Annotated in this window: 18 protein-coding genes; 14 read left to right on the forward strand and 4 right to left on the reverse strand. The window is 50.7% G+C overall.

Annotation, left to right across the window (positions count from 1 at the left end; translation table 11 throughout):
• Positions 1 to 383: 383 nt before the first annotated feature.
• Positions 384 to 1352 (reverse strand): GlxA family transcriptional regulator, encoded by a 969-nt coding sequence (locus tag ACYVHB_RS29465; protein WP_461055541.1) that lies wholly within the window; start codon positions 1350 to 1352, stop codon positions 384 to 386.
• 113 nt (positions 1353 to 1465) lie between these two features.
• Between ACYVHB_RS29465 and ACYVHB_RS29470 the strand changes: the two genes are divergently transcribed.
• Genes ACYVHB_RS29470 through ACYVHB_RS29480 form a run of 3 tightly spaced genes read left to right on the forward strand, consistent with a single transcriptional unit; the run spans position 1466 to position 3547 of the window.
• Positions 1466 to 2362, forward strand: a complete 897-nt coding sequence (locus ACYVHB_RS29470) for an SDR family oxidoreductase (protein WP_461055543.1) — start codon at positions 1466 to 1468, stop codon at positions 2360 to 2362.
• A gap of 15 nt (positions 2363 to 2377) precedes the next feature.
• Positions 2378 to 2698, forward strand: a complete 321-nt coding sequence (locus ACYVHB_RS29475; protein ID WP_461055545.1) for an antibiotic biosynthesis monooxygenase — start codon at positions 2378 to 2380, stop codon at positions 2696 to 2698.
• A gap of 54 nt (positions 2699 to 2752) precedes the next feature.
• Positions 2753 to 3547, forward strand: a complete 795-nt coding sequence (locus tag ACYVHB_RS29480; protein WP_461055547.1) for an SDR family NAD(P)-dependent oxidoreductase — start codon at positions 2753 to 2755, stop codon at positions 3545 to 3547.
• Here ACYVHB_RS29480 and pdxR read toward each other — a convergent pair.
• Positions 3516 to 5066 carry a MocR-like pyridoxine biosynthesis transcription factor PdxR gene (pdxR, locus tag ACYVHB_RS29485; RefSeq protein WP_461055549.1) on the reverse strand — a complete coding sequence of 517 codons (1551 nt, stop codon included), beginning with the start codon at positions 5064 to 5066 and terminating at the stop codon, positions 3516 to 3518. The genes ACYVHB_RS29480 and pdxR overlap by 32 nt on opposite strands.
• Positions 5067 to 5175: 109 nt before the next feature.
• On the opposite strand from pdxR, the gene ACYVHB_RS29490 reads away from it, so the two are divergent.
• From ACYVHB_RS29490 to ACYVHB_RS29520, 7 genes are all read left to right on the forward strand, one after another.
• Positions 5176 to 5631: a rhodanese-like domain-containing protein gene (locus ACYVHB_RS29490; protein WP_461055551.1), complete on the forward strand. Its 456-nt coding sequence runs from the start codon at positions 5176 to 5178 to the stop codon at positions 5629 to 5631.
• Positions 5632 to 5643: 12 nt separating this feature from the next.
• Positions 5644 to 6261 (forward strand): DJ-1/PfpI family protein, encoded by a 618-nt coding sequence (locus ACYVHB_RS29495; RefSeq protein ID WP_461055553.1) that lies wholly within the window; start codon positions 5644 to 5646, stop codon positions 6259 to 6261.
• Positions 6262 to 6309: 48 nt separating this feature from the next.
• Positions 6310 to 7173, forward strand: coding sequence for an ATP-grasp domain-containing protein (locus tag ACYVHB_RS29500; RefSeq protein ID WP_461055555.1), 864 nt, complete (start codon positions 6310 to 6312; stop codon positions 7171 to 7173).
• A 159-nt stretch (positions 7174 to 7332) separates the two neighbouring features.
• Positions 7333 to 7638: a DUF1330 domain-containing protein gene (locus ACYVHB_RS29505; RefSeq protein ID WP_461055556.1), complete on the forward strand. Its 306-nt coding sequence runs from the start codon at positions 7333 to 7335 to the stop codon at positions 7636 to 7638.
• Positions 7639 to 7674: 36 nt separating this feature from the next.
• Positions 7675 to 8145: an OsmC family protein gene (locus tag ACYVHB_RS29510; RefSeq protein WP_461055558.1), complete on the forward strand. Its 471-nt coding sequence runs from the start codon at positions 7675 to 7677 to the stop codon at positions 8143 to 8145.
• Positions 8146 to 8205: 60 nt separating this feature from the next.
• Entirely contained in the window at positions 8206 to 8925 is a 720-nt protein-coding gene (locus tag ACYVHB_RS29515) for a hypothetical protein (protein WP_461055560.1), read from the forward strand.
• A gap of 333 nt (positions 8926 to 9258) precedes the next feature.
• Positions 9259 to 9681 carry a GNAT family N-acetyltransferase gene (locus tag ACYVHB_RS29520; protein WP_461055562.1) on the forward strand — a complete coding sequence of 141 codons (423 nt, stop codon included), beginning with the start codon at positions 9259 to 9261 and terminating at the stop codon, positions 9679 to 9681.
• Positions 9682 to 9809: 128 nt separating this feature from the next.
• On the opposite strand, the gene ACYVHB_RS29525 is transcribed toward ACYVHB_RS29520, so the two are convergent.
• Entirely contained in the window at positions 9810 to 10487 is a 678-nt protein-coding gene (locus tag ACYVHB_RS29525; protein ID WP_461055564.1) for an NAD(P)H-dependent oxidoreductase, read from the reverse strand.
• A gap of 97 nt (positions 10488 to 10584) precedes the next feature.
• Here ACYVHB_RS29525 and ACYVHB_RS29530 point away from each other — a divergent pair, with 97 nt between their 5' ends.
• Both ACYVHB_RS29530 and ACYVHB_RS29535 read left to right on the forward strand, forming a co-directional pair.
• Positions 10585 to 10977: a winged helix-turn-helix transcriptional regulator gene (locus ACYVHB_RS29530; protein ID WP_461055566.1), complete on the forward strand. Its 393-nt coding sequence runs from the start codon at positions 10585 to 10587 to the stop codon at positions 10975 to 10977.
• Between the two features lie 178 nt (positions 10978 to 11155).
• Complete coding sequence (locus ACYVHB_RS29535) at positions 11156 to 11908, forward strand: SDR family oxidoreductase (RefSeq protein ID WP_461055567.1); 753 nt, start codon at positions 11156 to 11158, stop codon at positions 11906 to 11908.
• Between the two features lie 77 nt (positions 11909 to 11985).
• On the opposite strand, the gene ACYVHB_RS29540 is transcribed toward ACYVHB_RS29535, so the two are convergent.
• On the reverse strand, positions 11986 to 12138 hold the full coding sequence (locus ACYVHB_RS29540) for a zinc-binding dehydrogenase (RefSeq protein ID WP_461055707.1): 153 nt from the start codon (positions 12136 to 12138) through the stop codon (positions 11986 to 11988).
• Between ACYVHB_RS29540 and ACYVHB_RS29545 the strand changes: the two genes are divergently transcribed.
• Both ACYVHB_RS29545 and ACYVHB_RS29550 read left to right on the forward strand, forming a co-directional pair.
• Positions 12102 to 12320 carry a helix-turn-helix domain-containing protein gene (locus ACYVHB_RS29545; protein WP_461055569.1) on the forward strand — a complete coding sequence of 73 codons (219 nt, stop codon included), beginning with the start codon at positions 12102 to 12104 and terminating at the stop codon, positions 12318 to 12320. The two genes, ACYVHB_RS29540 and ACYVHB_RS29545, sit on opposite strands and share 37 nt — an antisense overlap.
• A 407-nt stretch (positions 12321 to 12727) precedes the next feature.
• Positions 12728 to 15127 carry an ABC transporter permease gene (locus ACYVHB_RS29550; protein ID WP_461055571.1) on the forward strand — a complete coding sequence of 800 codons (2400 nt, stop codon included), beginning with the start codon at positions 12728 to 12730 and terminating at the stop codon, positions 15125 to 15127.
• The last annotated feature ends 3 nt before the right edge of the window (positions 15128 to 15130 follow it).

A 15130-nucleotide genomic window follows, 5' to 3' on the forward strand; every position in this document is an offset into this window, starting at 1 on the left:
GCTTGAATTACCGAACTCCTGCTCAACAGGAATCTTGTTTTTACACCTCTCAGATGGCTGCTTGAAATAAATCTCCAGTATACTGTTGCAAGTCCATAAATAAAGGGAGGTTTTTCTGAACGATTTTTCTGCTGGTTGCCTATGTCGCAGACCATTCATTGATAGCTCATTATAAGCCCAATAAATATTACAGACTGGCTTTTAATTGGCCTAAACGGCCGAGTGGGGTAGGAGGGAAGATTGTACGGAATAAATATAGGTGTCATACAAGGAAAAAGCTACGTAACTAACACCAGAAGCCTTATTATGGGGTTTCGAGATACTTCTTGTCCACGTGAAGCTGACCAGTACTGTGCTCCGAAAATCACTTGTTTCGTTTGCGATCAGCTCATACTAAACTTGGCCTTGTATTCGACAGGGGTTAAGCCCGTTATTTTCTTAAAGATAGTTCGGAACGCTTTTGTATCGGTATAGCCAACCGAATCCATAACCTCTGTTACGTTTCTCCGGGTGGTTTCCAGGCTGCGTTTGGCGGCTTCCATTTTTACGCGCTGTATGTAGTCGATGGGTGCATTGTAAGTCGCTTTTTTGAATCGCCGGACAAAATTACGTCGGCTCATCAGAAATCGGTTGGCCAGATACTCTACCGATAGTAAGGTATCAATGTGGTTCTCAATGTAGGCTTGAACCGCCCGGATAACTTCATCGTCGTGGTTTTTCTGCCCGTTGAACATAATAAAAGGGGCCTGAGAGTCCCGATCAATGTCAATCTGTAACATCTTCGCGCAGTACAAGGCAACAGCTCGTCCCTGCCATTTTTCAATCAAATAGAGAATCAAATTCAGCGAAGACGTTGAACCCCCGGCCGTATAAATACCCCCACTGTCGGTGATGATCTTGTCGACGCGAAGCTTTACATCCGGGAAGAGATTCATAAACGAACGTTCGGCTTTCCAATGCGTAGAACACTCTTTGCCGGTCAACAAACCGGTAGCAGCCAGTAAAAAAGCACCCGTACACAAACTGGCTACTTCGGCACCGGCTTTATACTGATTCACTAACCACGTCACTGCGTCTTGATTCTCCCTCAGCCAGGTCGTATCGGTTACCTGGAACGGCGGGATAATAATCAAATCCGGCCTGGCGATGTCGGTGTAGTGATGCGTTCCAATCTGAAGCTGCGTATCGACCAGGCCCTGAGCTACGTTGGCCCCTACCAGGCTGAGCGCGAAATAAGGCTCTTTGCCAGCCTGAATAGCGTGTTCATTGGCTGTTTCAAACACCTCAATTGCCCCCAAGAGCGTGGTAGGTTTCAATTGAGCATTAGGTAGTACAAAAGCGATCTGCTTCATCACAAATAGTAGAACAAAAGCACATGTGGCACAAACACCCCTAACTATTGGCTTATTTACAACCTGAAACAGGTTATTTGTGCCATTACCTTTGTGCAAAACTAAACAATATCATGAAGCAGTCAAACTCCAAAATTCTGATCACGGGGGCCACCGGACTCAGTGGGTCCATCCTTGTCCGGGAGTTAGTTAGGCAACAAATTCCTGCTAGAGCCTTGGTACGGAACCGCGCCAAGGCAACCGAACTGGCGTCTTATCCCACTGTTGACGTGTATGAAGGCAATATGCTACAGCCCGATACGCTCCGGGCCGCCTTAGCGGGTGTGGAAAAGGCGGTGCTCATCTCATCGGCCTTTGAGGACATGGTCAACACCCAGCAAACGTTTATCGACGCGGCCATCCAGGCTGGGGTACGGCACATCATCAAGTACTCGGGAGCCGAAGCGGGTATTGGCTTCAATACACAAAATTTCCAACCCACCCGCCAGCACGAAAATATTGAAGACTACCTGATCGATTCTGGGGTGGCCTGGACGATTGTACGTCCCAGCCAATTTATGGAGGTGTACCTGCCCGGTTCACCGACCGGTGTGGACCCCCAACGCAATGTGTTGGTGCTGCCGATTGAATCGGCCCGGCTGGCCCCAGTCAGTATTGAGGATGTCGCTAAAGTGTTTGTCAAACTGTTGCTGGAAAGCGGCCACGAGGGTAAAATCTATGAGATGACCGGCCCTGATGCACTCACGATGCCCGAAGCCTGCACCATCGTCTCTGAGGCTATTGATCGTCCCATTACCTACGTAAATATTGGTCTGGAAGCGTATCGACAGGGCCTCATTGGTGCGGGGGTTCCAGAGGAGATCGCAGATCATCTGATCGACCTGTCGAAGGAACGTAAGAAATGCACCACTGCGAACATCAGGCTGGTCACCCACCAGTTGTTCGGAATCAGGCCCACCAATTTTGCTGAATTCATCTATAAACACGCGTCGGCATTTCAAGCTAATTAACGTCAGTCCATGTCCATGAAAACTACCCTCATCACTTACCGCGTCAAAGTGGATAAAGTCGGCGAGCACGAAGCACTCATCAAAGCCGTCTTTCACCAGTTACAAGCGGAACTGCCAACTGGCATTTCGTACCGCATTCTCAACACAGGAGACAATTCGTTTGCTCACTTAGTCACTTTTGAGCGTGAAGCGGCTCATCAGAATTTTACCAACATGGAGGCTTTCCAGAACTTTCAGGCGGCTATAAAAAGCCGCTTAGAAGCACCACCCTTGGTTCAGGACTCGAACGAGATTGGAATGTATCCACTTACCCGTGAACCAGCAGCTACTCGGTAATCCAGACAGCACTATTCTTGTCTTCATAAACTATCATTTAAAAAGTAAATCATCATGCTTTTAGCCAATAAAACTGCCGTTGTATACGGTGCCGGTGGCGCCATTGGGAGTGCGGTTGCTCGCGCTTTCGCTCAGCACGGAGCCACTATTTTTCTGACCGGTCGCAACGCAAAAATCATCGAAAAGATAGCTCATGAGATTATCCACGCCGGTGGGCGAGCGGAAGCGTCTGTTCTTGACGCAACCGACGAACAGGCCGTACGGTCTCATTTACAATATGTTGCGAACAAGGCAGGGAAAATTGATATTTCGTTTAATGCAATCGGCATTCCCCAAACTGGTGTTCAGGGAATACCTCTCCTCACGTTATCGACTGATGGCTTCATGCTGCCCATCGCTACGTATTCCCGTTCGCACTTCATTACCGCTCAGGCAGCCGGACGACATATGGTCACTCAGCAGTCTGGGGTTATTTTGATGTTAACGGCTACGCCCGCTAAAGCGGCTGCCCCGTTGGTTGGCGGTATGGCACCGGCCTGGTCGGCGATTGAAGCGCTTACCCGCACACTGGCGACCGAATTAGGTCCTCAAGGAATTCGGGTGGTTTGCCTGCGGTCCGATGGTCTTCCCGAAACCGATACCATTACCGAGGTGTATGGACTGCATGCCGAAGGAGCGGGTTTAGACTCACACAAAGCGTTTCAATCCCTGATGGAGGGCATGACGTTATTGAAACGGTTGCCGACGTTGCAGCAAGTAGGAGAAACGGCGGCCTTTATAGCCTCTGATGCGGCTGGTGCCATTACGGGTACGTCGATTAACCTCTCCTGTGGTTCGCTGGTTGATTAGCTTGTCCAGGCCGACAGGAAGATAATTCCTCCAGAACCGATCTCAGTATTGCAACTGCCGCCACCAATTGTTCCTTCGTAAAAGCGGCATAGCCCAGCAGCAGCGCAGGCGGTTGTTGATGGAGGACCGTATAGTCGGATAAGGGCGGAGTAATAACACCCCGTTTGGCTAATTCGGCGGAAACTACGCGGTCGTCGAGCGATGTGGGTAGCCAGAAAAGCTGGTTCATCCCCGCATCGGCAGTCAGCGCTTGGGTGGGATGCAGCGCAGGAATCTCCCGCAAAGCTTCCAGCAACCATTCCTGCCGGGTTTTATAAAGTTGCCGCATCCGGCGAAGGTGCCGCCCGAAATGGCCCTGCTGGATAAACCGGGTTAAAATCAGTTGCTCGACTAAGGGAGTCTGCCGGTCGAGCAAGACTTTCGCCCGCGTAAACAGATCGGCCATTGTACGGTCCGGTAGGATTAGGTAAGCAATCCGAAGCGCCGGGAACAGCGTCTTGCTGAAGGTACCGATGTAAACCACCCGTCCCGCCGAATCAAGCCCCTGCAAGGCGGGCAACGGCCGTCCGGTGTAGCGCAATTCGCTGTCGTAATCGTCTTCAATGATCCACCCCTGCTGTTGCATGGCCCAGTCGAGCAGCCGTTTCCGGGCGGGGTAGGGCATGGTGCCGCCCATCGGATACTGGTGCGACGGCGTTACGTAAACTACCCTGGCCGCCGGGTACTTCGTCTGTGCGTAGTCCAGATCAATGCCATCGCACTCCACCGGCACCGGGCAGGCAATACCCCCACTGGCGGATAAACCGGCCCGTGCGCCCGAGTAGCCGGGGTCTTCCATCCAGAACGAATCGCCGGGTTGCAGCAGCAGCGAACCTGCCAGATACAGCGCCTGCTGGGTTCCCTGCACGATCACGACCTGATCGGTGCTGCATCGAACGGCCCGGTTAATGTGCACATGTTCGGCAATGGCTTCGCGCAGGGGCCAGTAACCAGCCGCATCATCGTACCCTAAATGCTGGTTCGATAGTCCCCGATAAACCTGCATGGCCAACCGGCTCCAAGTATCGAAGGGGAAATCGCGCAGGGAAGGAACTGAGGTCTGAAAGGGTCGGATTTCCTCCCGTACCGTGTGGCGGGTTAGAATATGTTCGTCGGTAGCCCGTCGGAGCAGGCCCTGAGCGGTCAGTTTGGCTGGGTCTGCCGACAAACTACTCGCCGGTCGTTTCGGACGGATGGATAGTGGCGATGGCTCTCCGGGTGCGACGAACGTACCAGAACCCGTTCGGGCAATCAGATAGCCTTCCATCTGTAACTGCTCGAATGCCAGCAGGACTACATTGCGCGACACGCCCCACTCGGCCGCCAACACGCGCGTGGCGGGCAGTCGGTAGTTGGGTTTGAACCGACCAGCGATAATGGCAGATCGGATAAAGGCGTATAGCTGCTCATGCAGAGAAATGGCCTGATTGCGGTCGAGTTGCAGACCCGGCAGATCAATTTGGGGAGCGCTTTTGGACACGGTGCTGGGTCAGCTATTGACTAAAATTGGCCCTGTAGATTTAACTAATAATGGTTCTTTTGGCGTAGCCATTATGAAGCCAAATTTGCAGACAAATAAATTAAAATCAATGGAAACGCTCACCTTACCCACAATTCGTATCGGACGGGTAGCTCAATACCAACCCGGCGACGTAGCCTCGGCCCTGTCCTTTTTTTACAACAAACTCTGCTACGAGTGCGACCCTTCGGACGTGTATGCCGACCAAGTCGAGGGTATCCAGTCGTTCGTCGTAGTCGATGCCCGGTCGGTGGATAGCTACCGGCGAGAACACATTCCGGGAGCCATCAGCCTGCCCCACAAGCAGATGAATGGCGAAACGACCCAGGAATTGCCCAAAGACCAACTGCTGGTGGTTTACTGCGATGGAATCGGCTGCAATGCTTCCACCAAAGGCGCGGCCAAATTGGTGTCGCTGGGCTTTCGGGTCAAAGAACTCATGGGCGGTCTCGACTGGTGGAAACGCGATGGATATCCGACCAGCACGGGCGAAGCGGCTGGCAGTTTAATCGAGTGCGGCTGCTAACCGGTTAATATCATGCGGAACGTGGCTATTTTGCTCTTCAACGAGGTTGAGGTTCTCGACTTTGCTGGTCCCTTCGAGGTGTTTGGGGTCACGGAGATCCAGGATGAACGCGTCTTTAACGCGTTTACGGTAGCGAAGCACGGCCCGGTGCACGCCCGCAACGGGCTGGCTATCCTGCCGACTTATCGGCTCACCGACCATCCGAAGGCGGATATTATCATTGTACCGGGTGGGGGCGGTTTTCTGTCGGATGGTACGCCCCTCGGCACCCGTCGGGAGATGCACGACGAAGCCGTACTGAACTGGGTGCGCCGAACGGCGAAGACGGCGGAACTGGTGCTATCGGTCTGCACCGGGGCGCGTATTTTAGCCCAGGCCGGACTACTCGACGGGCTGCCGATAACGACGCACTACACGGCCATCGGGCATTTACAGGAACTGGTGCCAACGGCTATTCTGAAACCCGATGAACGCTGGGTCGATGCGGGTAAAATCATCACCTCAGCGGGAGTTTCGGCCGGCATTGATATGGCGCTTTATGTGGTTTCCCGGTTGCTGGGCCGCGACGTGGCTGATGCAACCGCCCGCGAGATGCAGTATGAGTATTGGTTTCGAGCGGAAACTGTATAGGGAACGGCGACTCAAACGTGGTAACGTAACTATACCCGGCAAACGCTCATGAAACATCTTGCTTTCGTTACGTACGCTGGTCAGCCTGGTATTGCTCCTGACGATGCACTGGTAGCCGCAGCCTTGCGTCAACACCAGATTGCGGTCACACCTGCCGTTTGGAATGACGTTACGGTCGACTGGACCGGGTTTGACGGGGTCGTAGTTCGTTCCTGCTGGGATTACCATCGCCATGCCGAGAGATTTCAGTCGTGGCTGTCCCGCCTGGCCGAAGAGTCGGTGCGGGTATATAATCCGGTTGCCCAACTGGTGTGGAACATGGATAAACGCTACCTGCGGGACTTTGCTTCAGTGGGCATCGCCATCCCACCGACCATTTGGCTCACGGGAACTGATGGCCCTTCGCTTCAGGAGGTGATTGAGCAAACTAATTGGTCGGCCATCGTCATGAAACCGGCCGTGTCGGGTGGGGCTTACCAGACTTATGCCTTTAACCGGGCCGAGGTAGCTCAGTTTGAGCCGATCAGCCAGACACTGCGACAACAGACGACCGTGCTGGTTCAACCGCTGCTGCCGCAGGTGCTGGCCGATGGTGAATGGTCGCTGCTGTTCTTCAACGGTTGTTATAGCCATGCCGTGCTGAAACGAGCCGCACCCGCCGAATTTCGGGTTCAGACCCAGTGGGGTGGGACGGTTCAGGCCGGTACGCCACCAGCCAACTACATTACTCAGGCGACAGCGGTACTGGCTCAAGTGACCCCCGTGCCCCTCTACGCCCGCGTCGATGGCGTCGGCATCAACGGTCAATTCGTACTGATGGAACTGGAACTGATCGAGCCGGTACTGTTTCTGAGCCACTCTGATGGAGCCGTCGAACGCTTTACGAACCAGATTATGGAGGTAGTGGCCTGATGAATAACTTCTTTGATCGTCTGGCTCAGATTAACTACCAGTATCACGAGCAGATAGCGACCTGGCCCGTAGGGATGGACTCGTCGCCAAAACTTATTCGGAATTAACAGCGTGTGCCTGGAAAAACAACTGTGAACGATTGTTCAAACGACTTGACTAATGACTTACTACACCCAGATTTTATTTGTCAAAGCAGGACAGGAGACCGTATTTCATTCCTTCGAGGATCACGTTCTGCCGCTGTTGCAACGCTACAGGGGCGAACTAATCTACCGGGTCCGGCCACCAAAACCGTCGGTGGTCGTGACGACACTGGGCTACCCCTATGAACTTCACGTGGTCACGTTTCCAACCAAAAGCGATTTTCAGGCCTACCGCGACGATCCGCAGCGTATGCAGTACCTGCCCCTAAAAGATGAGTCGATCAGTCGGGTGCTATTGATTGAGGGAGTGCTATTGTCATGATTTTCATCGTGTTAATTTACTCGAAGAGCGTTATTTATGAAACAGCACAGGTATCGGATCAAAACCAAATGGACTGGCAATAACGGCACCGGAACGGCTGATTTCAAAACGTACAGCCGCAATCACCGGCTCACCGGGGCTGGCAAAGCGATGCCCATCGAAGGATCGTCGGACCCTTCGTTCCGGGGCGATGCTACGCGGTATAACCCCGAAGAGCTATTCGTCTCCTCGCTGTCGGCCTGCCATATGCTTTGGTATTTACACCTGTGCGCCGTCAACGGTATCGTCGTTACGGACTATGCCGACCAGGCTACGGGCGTCATGGAAGAAGCCACCAACGGCAGCGGGCAGTTTCGGGAGGTTACCCTGCACCCGGTCGTAACGATCACGGACGAGCGGCTGACAGAGCGAGCCAATGCCTTACACGCGGAAGCGCATCGGATGTGTTTCATTGCCAACTCCTGCAACTTTCCGATAAAGCACCAGCCTTCGATTCGGCTTGAATAGTGCTGTTAGCGGTCATTGTAACGACACCCTACAAACTTTGAACAAAAAACTAAAAAAAACATGAAAAATAAAACATTAACAAACAGAATATTGTTAGCACTAACATTTTCAATAATTACGGGATTTTCATTTGGACAACCTAACAATGTCGCCCATATTTCATTTTGGAAACCAAAGCCCGGGCAAGCCAAGAATTTTGAAAACGGATACAAACAACATCTCAAATGGCACAAAGACAATGGCGATAAATGGGTATGGTATGGGTGGTACATAATATCGGGTACAAGAGATGATCAATTTGTTGATGCAACTTTTAACCATTTATGGAGCGACTTTGACAATTCTGTAAAACCAGCTGAAGATGGAGCTGATAATGCACTTCACACATACCCATTTGGTGATTTTGAAGGAGGATATAAAATGGTAAACCTTACTAACCTCAGCATTTCCGATAACAATAGCTTAAAAACAAAATTTCTTCGTCTTGTAATGATAGACGTAATAGATATTAAATCGGGTAAAAAAATGATTGAGAAATTAAAGACATCTTATCAAACAAATGGTGTAAAAACATTTTTGACATTCAAGATGGTTGACGGTGGGAACTTGAATCAATTTCTTCTTTTAATTGGGTTAAACTCATTTGCAGAATTTGGCAAGACAGAAAACTTACAGGAAGAACTATCAATAATAGAAACCATATTGAAAATAAAAACCATCACTTCGATTACATCTGAGACACTTGTTTACAGAGCAGATATGAGTTTATTTCCAGATTGACGAGAAAAACAACGAACCGCTAACATGGGGTTTGCTAAAATGGGGGCGGACGGAAGCTGTGTTTCAACTTTTTGTTTTTCAATTTGGCTTCATATCCAGCTTGACGTTATTAATTTAGCTATGTGCAAATCATCAACTTTGATTTATAAATTTAGCTTCTATTAGCCGGGCGGACGAATATATATGACCCCCACTTCGGCAAGCCATGCTCGTAATCTGCTAAAGAGCAAAGACTTCGCACCGGCGAAAAGATGTAAGATTCGAGCTATAAAAAGGCTAAAGTCAAGCTAAGTGCTTCGGTCTGATAAGCCAGGGCGATCAATAAAGAGCAGGATGTTAAATGACTATACAATCAGCACCGATAAAAGCCGGTTAGATACTGCGCTGATCCACCGTTTTCTGAGCCATGAATCATATTGGGCGCAGAACGTCCCACCCGATGTTGTTCATCGGTCAATTGATAACTCGCTATGTTTTGGTGTATATCAGGGCGACCGTCAGGTAGGTTTCGCGCGGGTAGTTACCGACCAGGCCACGTTTGCTTATTTAGCCGACGTATTCATATTGCCCGAACACCGGGGGCGGGGCCTGTCGAAGCAATTAATGGAGACGATCTCGAATTGGCCAACCTTACAGGGATTGCGCCGGTGGGTGCTGGCTACGCGGGATGCTCATACCCTCTACGAACAGTTCGGCTTCACGGCCTTAGACAAACCCGAGTTTTTTATGCAACGTAAGCTGATTGAACGATACTGATTCATGCTCACCAAACGCATCATTCCCTGCCTCGACCTCAACTACAGTCGCTAAGAACAAGGCAAAAGGACGTAGAAAATTTATTTAAATTCAATTGCAGGGCGGGGTGATTACATGAACAGGCTCCGTCAGTACCTGCCCACTACCAATGGAGGCTCCTCCCAAATCATACGCAAACGCGTTTCGTAATTGGCTACCAGGGCGTTTATTTCCTGTTCCGATTGGCGGGCGGGACCATACACAACATGCGGGCTAAGCACCGAAAAACCGGTAAATTCCAGGACGCCCCGGTGCAACGGACGTAAAATACCTGATAAATCCCCGTTGGTACCATCGGGTTGGTACGATTCAGCAGTGCCCCCGGTTGTTAAGGAGAGTAGGGCTTTCTTCCCGCGGAAAACGCCTGTCTCGTAGATCTTCCCGTTACCATAAGCGCGTCCCATAACAAAGACCCGGTCGACCCACCCTTTTAAAATGCCCGGTACGCTAAACCACCACAGTGGAAACTGCCAGATCATCAGATCGCACCACTCCACTTTTTGCAATTCACGTTCGATGTCAGCCGCAAAACCGCCTACCTCAGAAGCGTACATTTCTTCAGCTTGTTGCTTAAAAAACGTAGTCTCTCTGAGGCTGGTAAAGTTATGACGACCGGAAACCGGGTTAAACCCTAATTCGTTAAGATTTGACGTTTTAACCCGGTGGCCCAGGGCCTCGAAGGTGGCGACGGCCGTAGTAAACAAAGTCCCGTTCATGCTTTGCGGCTCGGGATGGGCGTAGACAATAAGGACGTTTCTGAATGACATTTGGCGTATGACGAATGATTCTGCCACAAAGTTAAGCTCGTTCGGAGCAGCCTGACCGTCAGCAACCGATTGTATGATACACACAAAAATGTATGTTATGACCAAACGAAAAGGTAGTTCAACCAATAGCGTAAATCGACGGGTGCTCAACGAAGCCTGCGGTATGCTTTACGCCATCGATATAATAGGAGGACGGTGGAAACTCATGATTTTGTACAAGCTGGAAGAACAGCCCAAACGGTTTAGTGAACTCAAGCAGTTGATTCCCAATATCACCGATCGAATGCTGACCTTGCACCTACAGGAGTTGGAACGGGATGGCCTGTTGGTGCGAACGGTATACGCCCAGGTACCCCCACGGGTTGATTATCAACTCTCGGAAAGTGGCCAACGACTAACCCCCATCTGGAAAGCACTCAAGCATTGGGGATTGGATCACAAAAACTTTCTGGATTCGGTAGCCCAACCGGTAGACTTAGCGACTGACTAAACGGGCAGTCGCTGAAGGTTTTCGGTGATGGATTACGCCACTGAGTATGAATTATTTTTGCCGCGAAAGCCTGTCTAAAGCGGCAACTGTAAAAAATGAATGATTAAGAAAAAGCAGCAAGATTCGGGTGTTACTACGTTTCGCAGCCTTCTACTTTTGTCGTCAAATTAGACGACTTATGGAAAGACTACAAAACAAAGTAGCTGTTATAACGGGCGGTACGAGCGGTATTGGGTTAGCTGCTGCTGAAGAGTTCATCCGGCAAGAAGCAACCGTGATTATCACCGGACGGTTCAACGAATCGATTGATGAAACTGTGCAGCATTTGGGGCCGAATGCGTCCGGGTTTGTTTCTGATGCCGGTAAAATCGCCGATGTTTTGCAATTGCAGGAGCAGATTAAGCGCGTCGTCCCTAAGATCGACATTCTGTTCGTCAATGCTGGCTACGGGAAATTTGCGCCAATCGAAGCGGTTACCGAAATGCAGTTCGATGAGCTTTTCAATGTGCTGGTAAAGGGTACATTTTTTACCGTACAGCAACTACTGCCCCTCATCAACGAAGGCGGAACGGTAATCTTAAACACATCGGTAGTAACGGAGTATGGCAGTGTGAATGCCTCTGTCTATTCCTCAGCCAAGGCAGCGGTTCAATCATTCGTAAAGACATTTGCCGCTGAACTAACGGCGAAGAAAATTCGGGTAAACGCGATAAGTCCCGGCTACACAATGACCAATGGTTTCAGCAAAACAGGTCTCTCCCCCGAACAGATTGATGCTGTGATCGGCTCAATTGAGCCAATGCTTCCGCTGAAACGCTTCGGTCAGCCTTCCGAAATGGCGAAGGTGGTTAGTTTTCTGGCCTCGGATGATGCCTCGTACGTCCACGCTTCAGAAATCACGGTCGACGGCGGGTACGTACACATCAGGTAAGTGGCGCAACAGCGGTCAAGAAGTAATCGCTGGCTGGTCAAGGAATTAACCAGCCAGCGAACCTAACCGGCTAATCCTCAGATGCCTGAAATAATAACCTTGCCCGAATGGTTGCCCGCTGCAAAGTACCGGTAAGCTTCCTTAGCCTGCTCAAAGGGAAACACCCGATCAATGACCGGGCGAAGTCGCTCAGGTGGCCGGGTTGAACGAATACAAACTGAAGCAGGGATTTAAAGAACTGTTCCAGGCCACGGCGTTTGAGTACCTGGCTCAGCACCGACTACAGGCCGCCCGGCAGGCGTTGTTGGAGTCATCAAAAACAGCGGCTGAAGTTGCTTACGAGTGGGAGTATTCTTCACCACAATATTTTAATAATATAGATTTTAGCATACTATTTCTTGTTTTTGTATAAAAAAAGAGTGTATCTTTCTGAAATTGTATAACCCACAGGCGGTTTTCATCAAGTTTTCTCGGAAGCCAAACCGATGATTATCGCCGTACAGCAAGAAAATGGGCTACGCATGTTAATACGCAGCCCATTTTCTGTAATCTGAGGTATCAAACATAATTTCATAGGTACACTGTATAGTGATAAAGGGTTAATAGTTCAGTACAGTAAATGTCTTGATTTTGTGAGTATAATTCCCGCACCGTTATACATTCAATTCAGTTATGTTCGCTTTGTAACCGGACTTTTTCGTACGATATCGGACATACAATATGCTCCGAATGTGGCATAGAACCATCTGGTGGTGGTTTTGCGATTGTGGTATGATAGTTGAACCTCTATATTTTAAGTCGACTTCACTCCTGATTCTGATGCTACGAAATTATTTCAAAATCGCCTGGCGCACCCTGCGTAAGAACCACACTTACGCCCTAATTAACGTGACGGGATTGGCTCTGGGCATGGGCTGTGCCTTGCTTATTTTTGCGCTCGTCCGCTACCACTTCGCCACCGATACCCACCACCGCAATTACGACCGGACGTACCGTATTGTGTCCAAATTCGCCACGCCTAATGGTGATTTTCACACGCCGGGTGTGCCGTATCCAATGGGCAAAGCCGTCCGCAACGACCACCCCGATGTGGAACAACTCGCCATGATTGACCAGTGGAAAGAACCAATGGTATCGATACCTGTTATGGGCGGGCCAGATAAGAAATTTAAGGAAGATGAGGAGGGTATAGGCGCGTTTGTGGAGCCGACCTACTTCCGCATATTCGATTACGACTGGATCGCGGGTGGGCCAGCGGACCTCAATCAGCCGAATACGGTGGTTATCAGTGCCGAAAACGCCCAGAAATACTTCGGTACGACCGATGGGGTAATTGGCAAAGTACTCAAAATCAACGGGCGCATCAACGCCCGGATCGTCGGCATTTTTCATAATTATCGGGACAATACTGATTTTCCTTATTCGGTGATGCCCTCCTACGCTACGCTGAAGGAGTACCGAGGTGGAACCGATGAAGATTTCGGCAACACCAACAGCAGTTCGCAATGCTTTGTGCTGCTCAACGACCGGTTTACGGCTGCCGACTGGGACCGGCAGATGCTGGGGTTCGTGAAAAAATACAATCCGAAAGAAGCCCAAGAAACTCGGTATCCAATACAGCCCCTGCACGACATTCATTTCTCGACCGATTACAACGGAGTAAGCAAAGGGTTGATCGTGTCGCTGTTCATTATTGGCATTTTCCTGATCGTTACGGCCAGTATCAACTTCGTCAACTTAGCCACGGCGCAGGCCCTGAACCGGTCAAGGGAGGTGGGTGTGCGGAAAGTAATGGGCAGCACACAAGGTCAGTTGTTCGCGCAGTTCATGGGCGAAACGGCCTTGATAACCCTGGTGGCTACAGTGATTGCGTTTGGATTATTTCAACTTGGTCAGGCACTGATTCAGCAAAATCTGTCTGGGGCCTTCAAGTTCACGTTCTACTTCGACGCGTCGGTAATTGGCTGGTTAGCCTTGCTGGTGTTGGGTGTCATTCTGCTCTCGGGGGTGTACCCGGCCTTGGTGCTGGTGGGCTTCAGACCCGTGATGGCGCTGGCGGGTAAAATTACGGCGCGGCAGGTGGGCGGCTTCTCGGTGCGCCGGGGTTTGGTGGTAGCTCAGTTCGCCATTTCGCAGATGCTCATCATTGGTATGGTGGTGGTGGCCAGTCAACTCCGGTTTGTGCAGGAGAAAGATTTAGGATTTCGAAAAAACGCCATTCTGACCATTGAACTGCCGGATGTTGCGCAACAGGATGTGCCTAAAATGAGTACGTTTCGTAACCTCGCAACCAGCATTTCCGATGTTGAAAAATTCAGCTATTCAATGAGCGGTGCCCCACAGTCGGGCTGGGTGAGCCAGACGACCGTGCAATATGATACTCGGCCTGAGAAGGAGAAATTTACGCTCCACCGCAAAGGTGTGGACGTGAACTATCTGGACCTGTACGGCATCAAGCTCGTGGCCGGGCGTAATCTGTACCCCTCCGACACCGCCCGCGAAACACTCGTCAACGAAACGTTTGTGCGGAAATTGGGCATAGGTAAGCTCACGCAGGTGCTGGGAAAAATCCTGCATAACAACGACCGGAATCTGGAAATTGTGGGCGTGGTAAAGGATTTTAACCAGGTAACGCTGCAGGATGCCATCGATCCGCTCTTTATGACGACGCAGGCTTCGGGCTATCGCTTCGCTAACCTACAACTGCGAACCGGCGATTTCCAGCGCGTCATCAGCCAGTTGGAGACCCACTACAATACGGTGTATCCCGATTCGTATTTCACGCATCAGTTTGTGGATGCCCAGATTGAGCGCAGCTACCAGCAGGAGCAAACGATGGGTAAACTTGTTAATTTCTTTGCTGGAATTGCTGTACTCATTGGCTGCTTAGGCCTGTACGGTCTGGTGCTGTTTATGGCCGCGCAAAAGACCAAAGAAATTGGCGTTCGCAAGGTGCTGGGGGCCAGCGTAGGTAGTATTCTGTGGCTGTTCGGGAAAGAATTCGCCCGGCTCATTGCGGTGGCGTTTGTGCTGGCGGCTCCGCTGGCGTGGTACGTGATGGACGGCTGGCTACAGGCTTTCGAATATAAAATCACCCTCGGCCCCGGCATTTTCCTGATCGCCATTGGAGCCACGGTTCTGGTGGCCGCGCTGACAGTGAGTGTCCAGAGTGTTAAAGCGGCCCTGATGAATCCGGTGAAATCATTGAGAAGTGAATAAATC

The sequence above is a fragment of the Spirosoma arcticum genome (assembly GCF_054779955.1).

Coding starts and splice junctions, on each gene's coding strand:
- ACYVHB_RS29490 (WP_461055551.1), top strand. CDS start 5,176: ATGGAAACGCTCACCTTACCCACAATTCGTATCGGACGGGTAGCTCAA.
- ACYVHB_RS29495 (WP_461055553.1), top strand. CDS start 5,644: ATGCGGAACGTGGCTATTTTGCTCTTCAACGAGGTTGAGGTTCTCGAC.
- ACYVHB_RS29520 (WP_461055562.1), top strand. CDS start 9,259: ATGTTAAATGACTATACAATCAGCACCGATAAAAGCCGGTTAGATACT.
- ACYVHB_RS29510 (WP_461055558.1), top strand. CDS start 7,675: ATGAAACAGCACAGGTATCGGATCAAAACCAAATGGACTGGCAATAAC.
- ACYVHB_RS29505 (WP_461055556.1), top strand. CDS start 7,333: ATGACTTACTACACCCAGATTTTATTTGTCAAAGCAGGACAGGAGACC.
- ACYVHB_RS29535 (WP_461055567.1), top strand. CDS start 11,156: ATGGAAAGACTACAAAACAAAGTAGCTGTTATAACGGGCGGTACGAGC.
- ACYVHB_RS29465 (WP_461055541.1), bottom strand. CDS start 1,352: ATGAAGCAGATCGCTTTTGTACTACCTAATGCTCAATTGAAACCTACC.
- ACYVHB_RS29500 (WP_461055555.1), top strand. CDS start 6,310: ATGAAACATCTTGCTTTCGTTACGTACGCTGGTCAGCCTGGTATTGCT.
- ACYVHB_RS29480 (WP_461055547.1), top strand. CDS start 2,753: ATGCTTTTAGCCAATAAAACTGCCGTTGTATACGGTGCCGGTGGCGCC.
- ACYVHB_RS29515 (WP_461055560.1), top strand. CDS start 8,206: ATGAAAAATAAAACATTAACAAACAGAATATTGTTAGCACTAACATTT.
- ACYVHB_RS29470 (WP_461055543.1), top strand. CDS start 1,466: ATGAAGCAGTCAAACTCCAAAATTCTGATCACGGGGGCCACCGGACTC.
- ACYVHB_RS29475 (WP_461055545.1), top strand. CDS start 2,378: ATGAAAACTACCCTCATCACTTACCGCGTCAAAGTGGATAAAGTCGGC.
- ACYVHB_RS29525 (WP_461055564.1), bottom strand. CDS start 10,487: ATGTCATTCAGAAACGTCCTTATTGTCTACGCCCATCCCGAGCCGCAA.
- ACYVHB_RS29530 (WP_461055566.1), top strand. CDS start 10,585: ATGACCAAACGAAAAGGTAGTTCAACCAATAGCGTAAATCGACGGGTG.
- ACYVHB_RS29550 (WP_461055571.1), top strand. CDS start 12,728: ATGCTACGAAATTATTTCAAAATCGCCTGGCGCACCCTGCGTAAGAAC.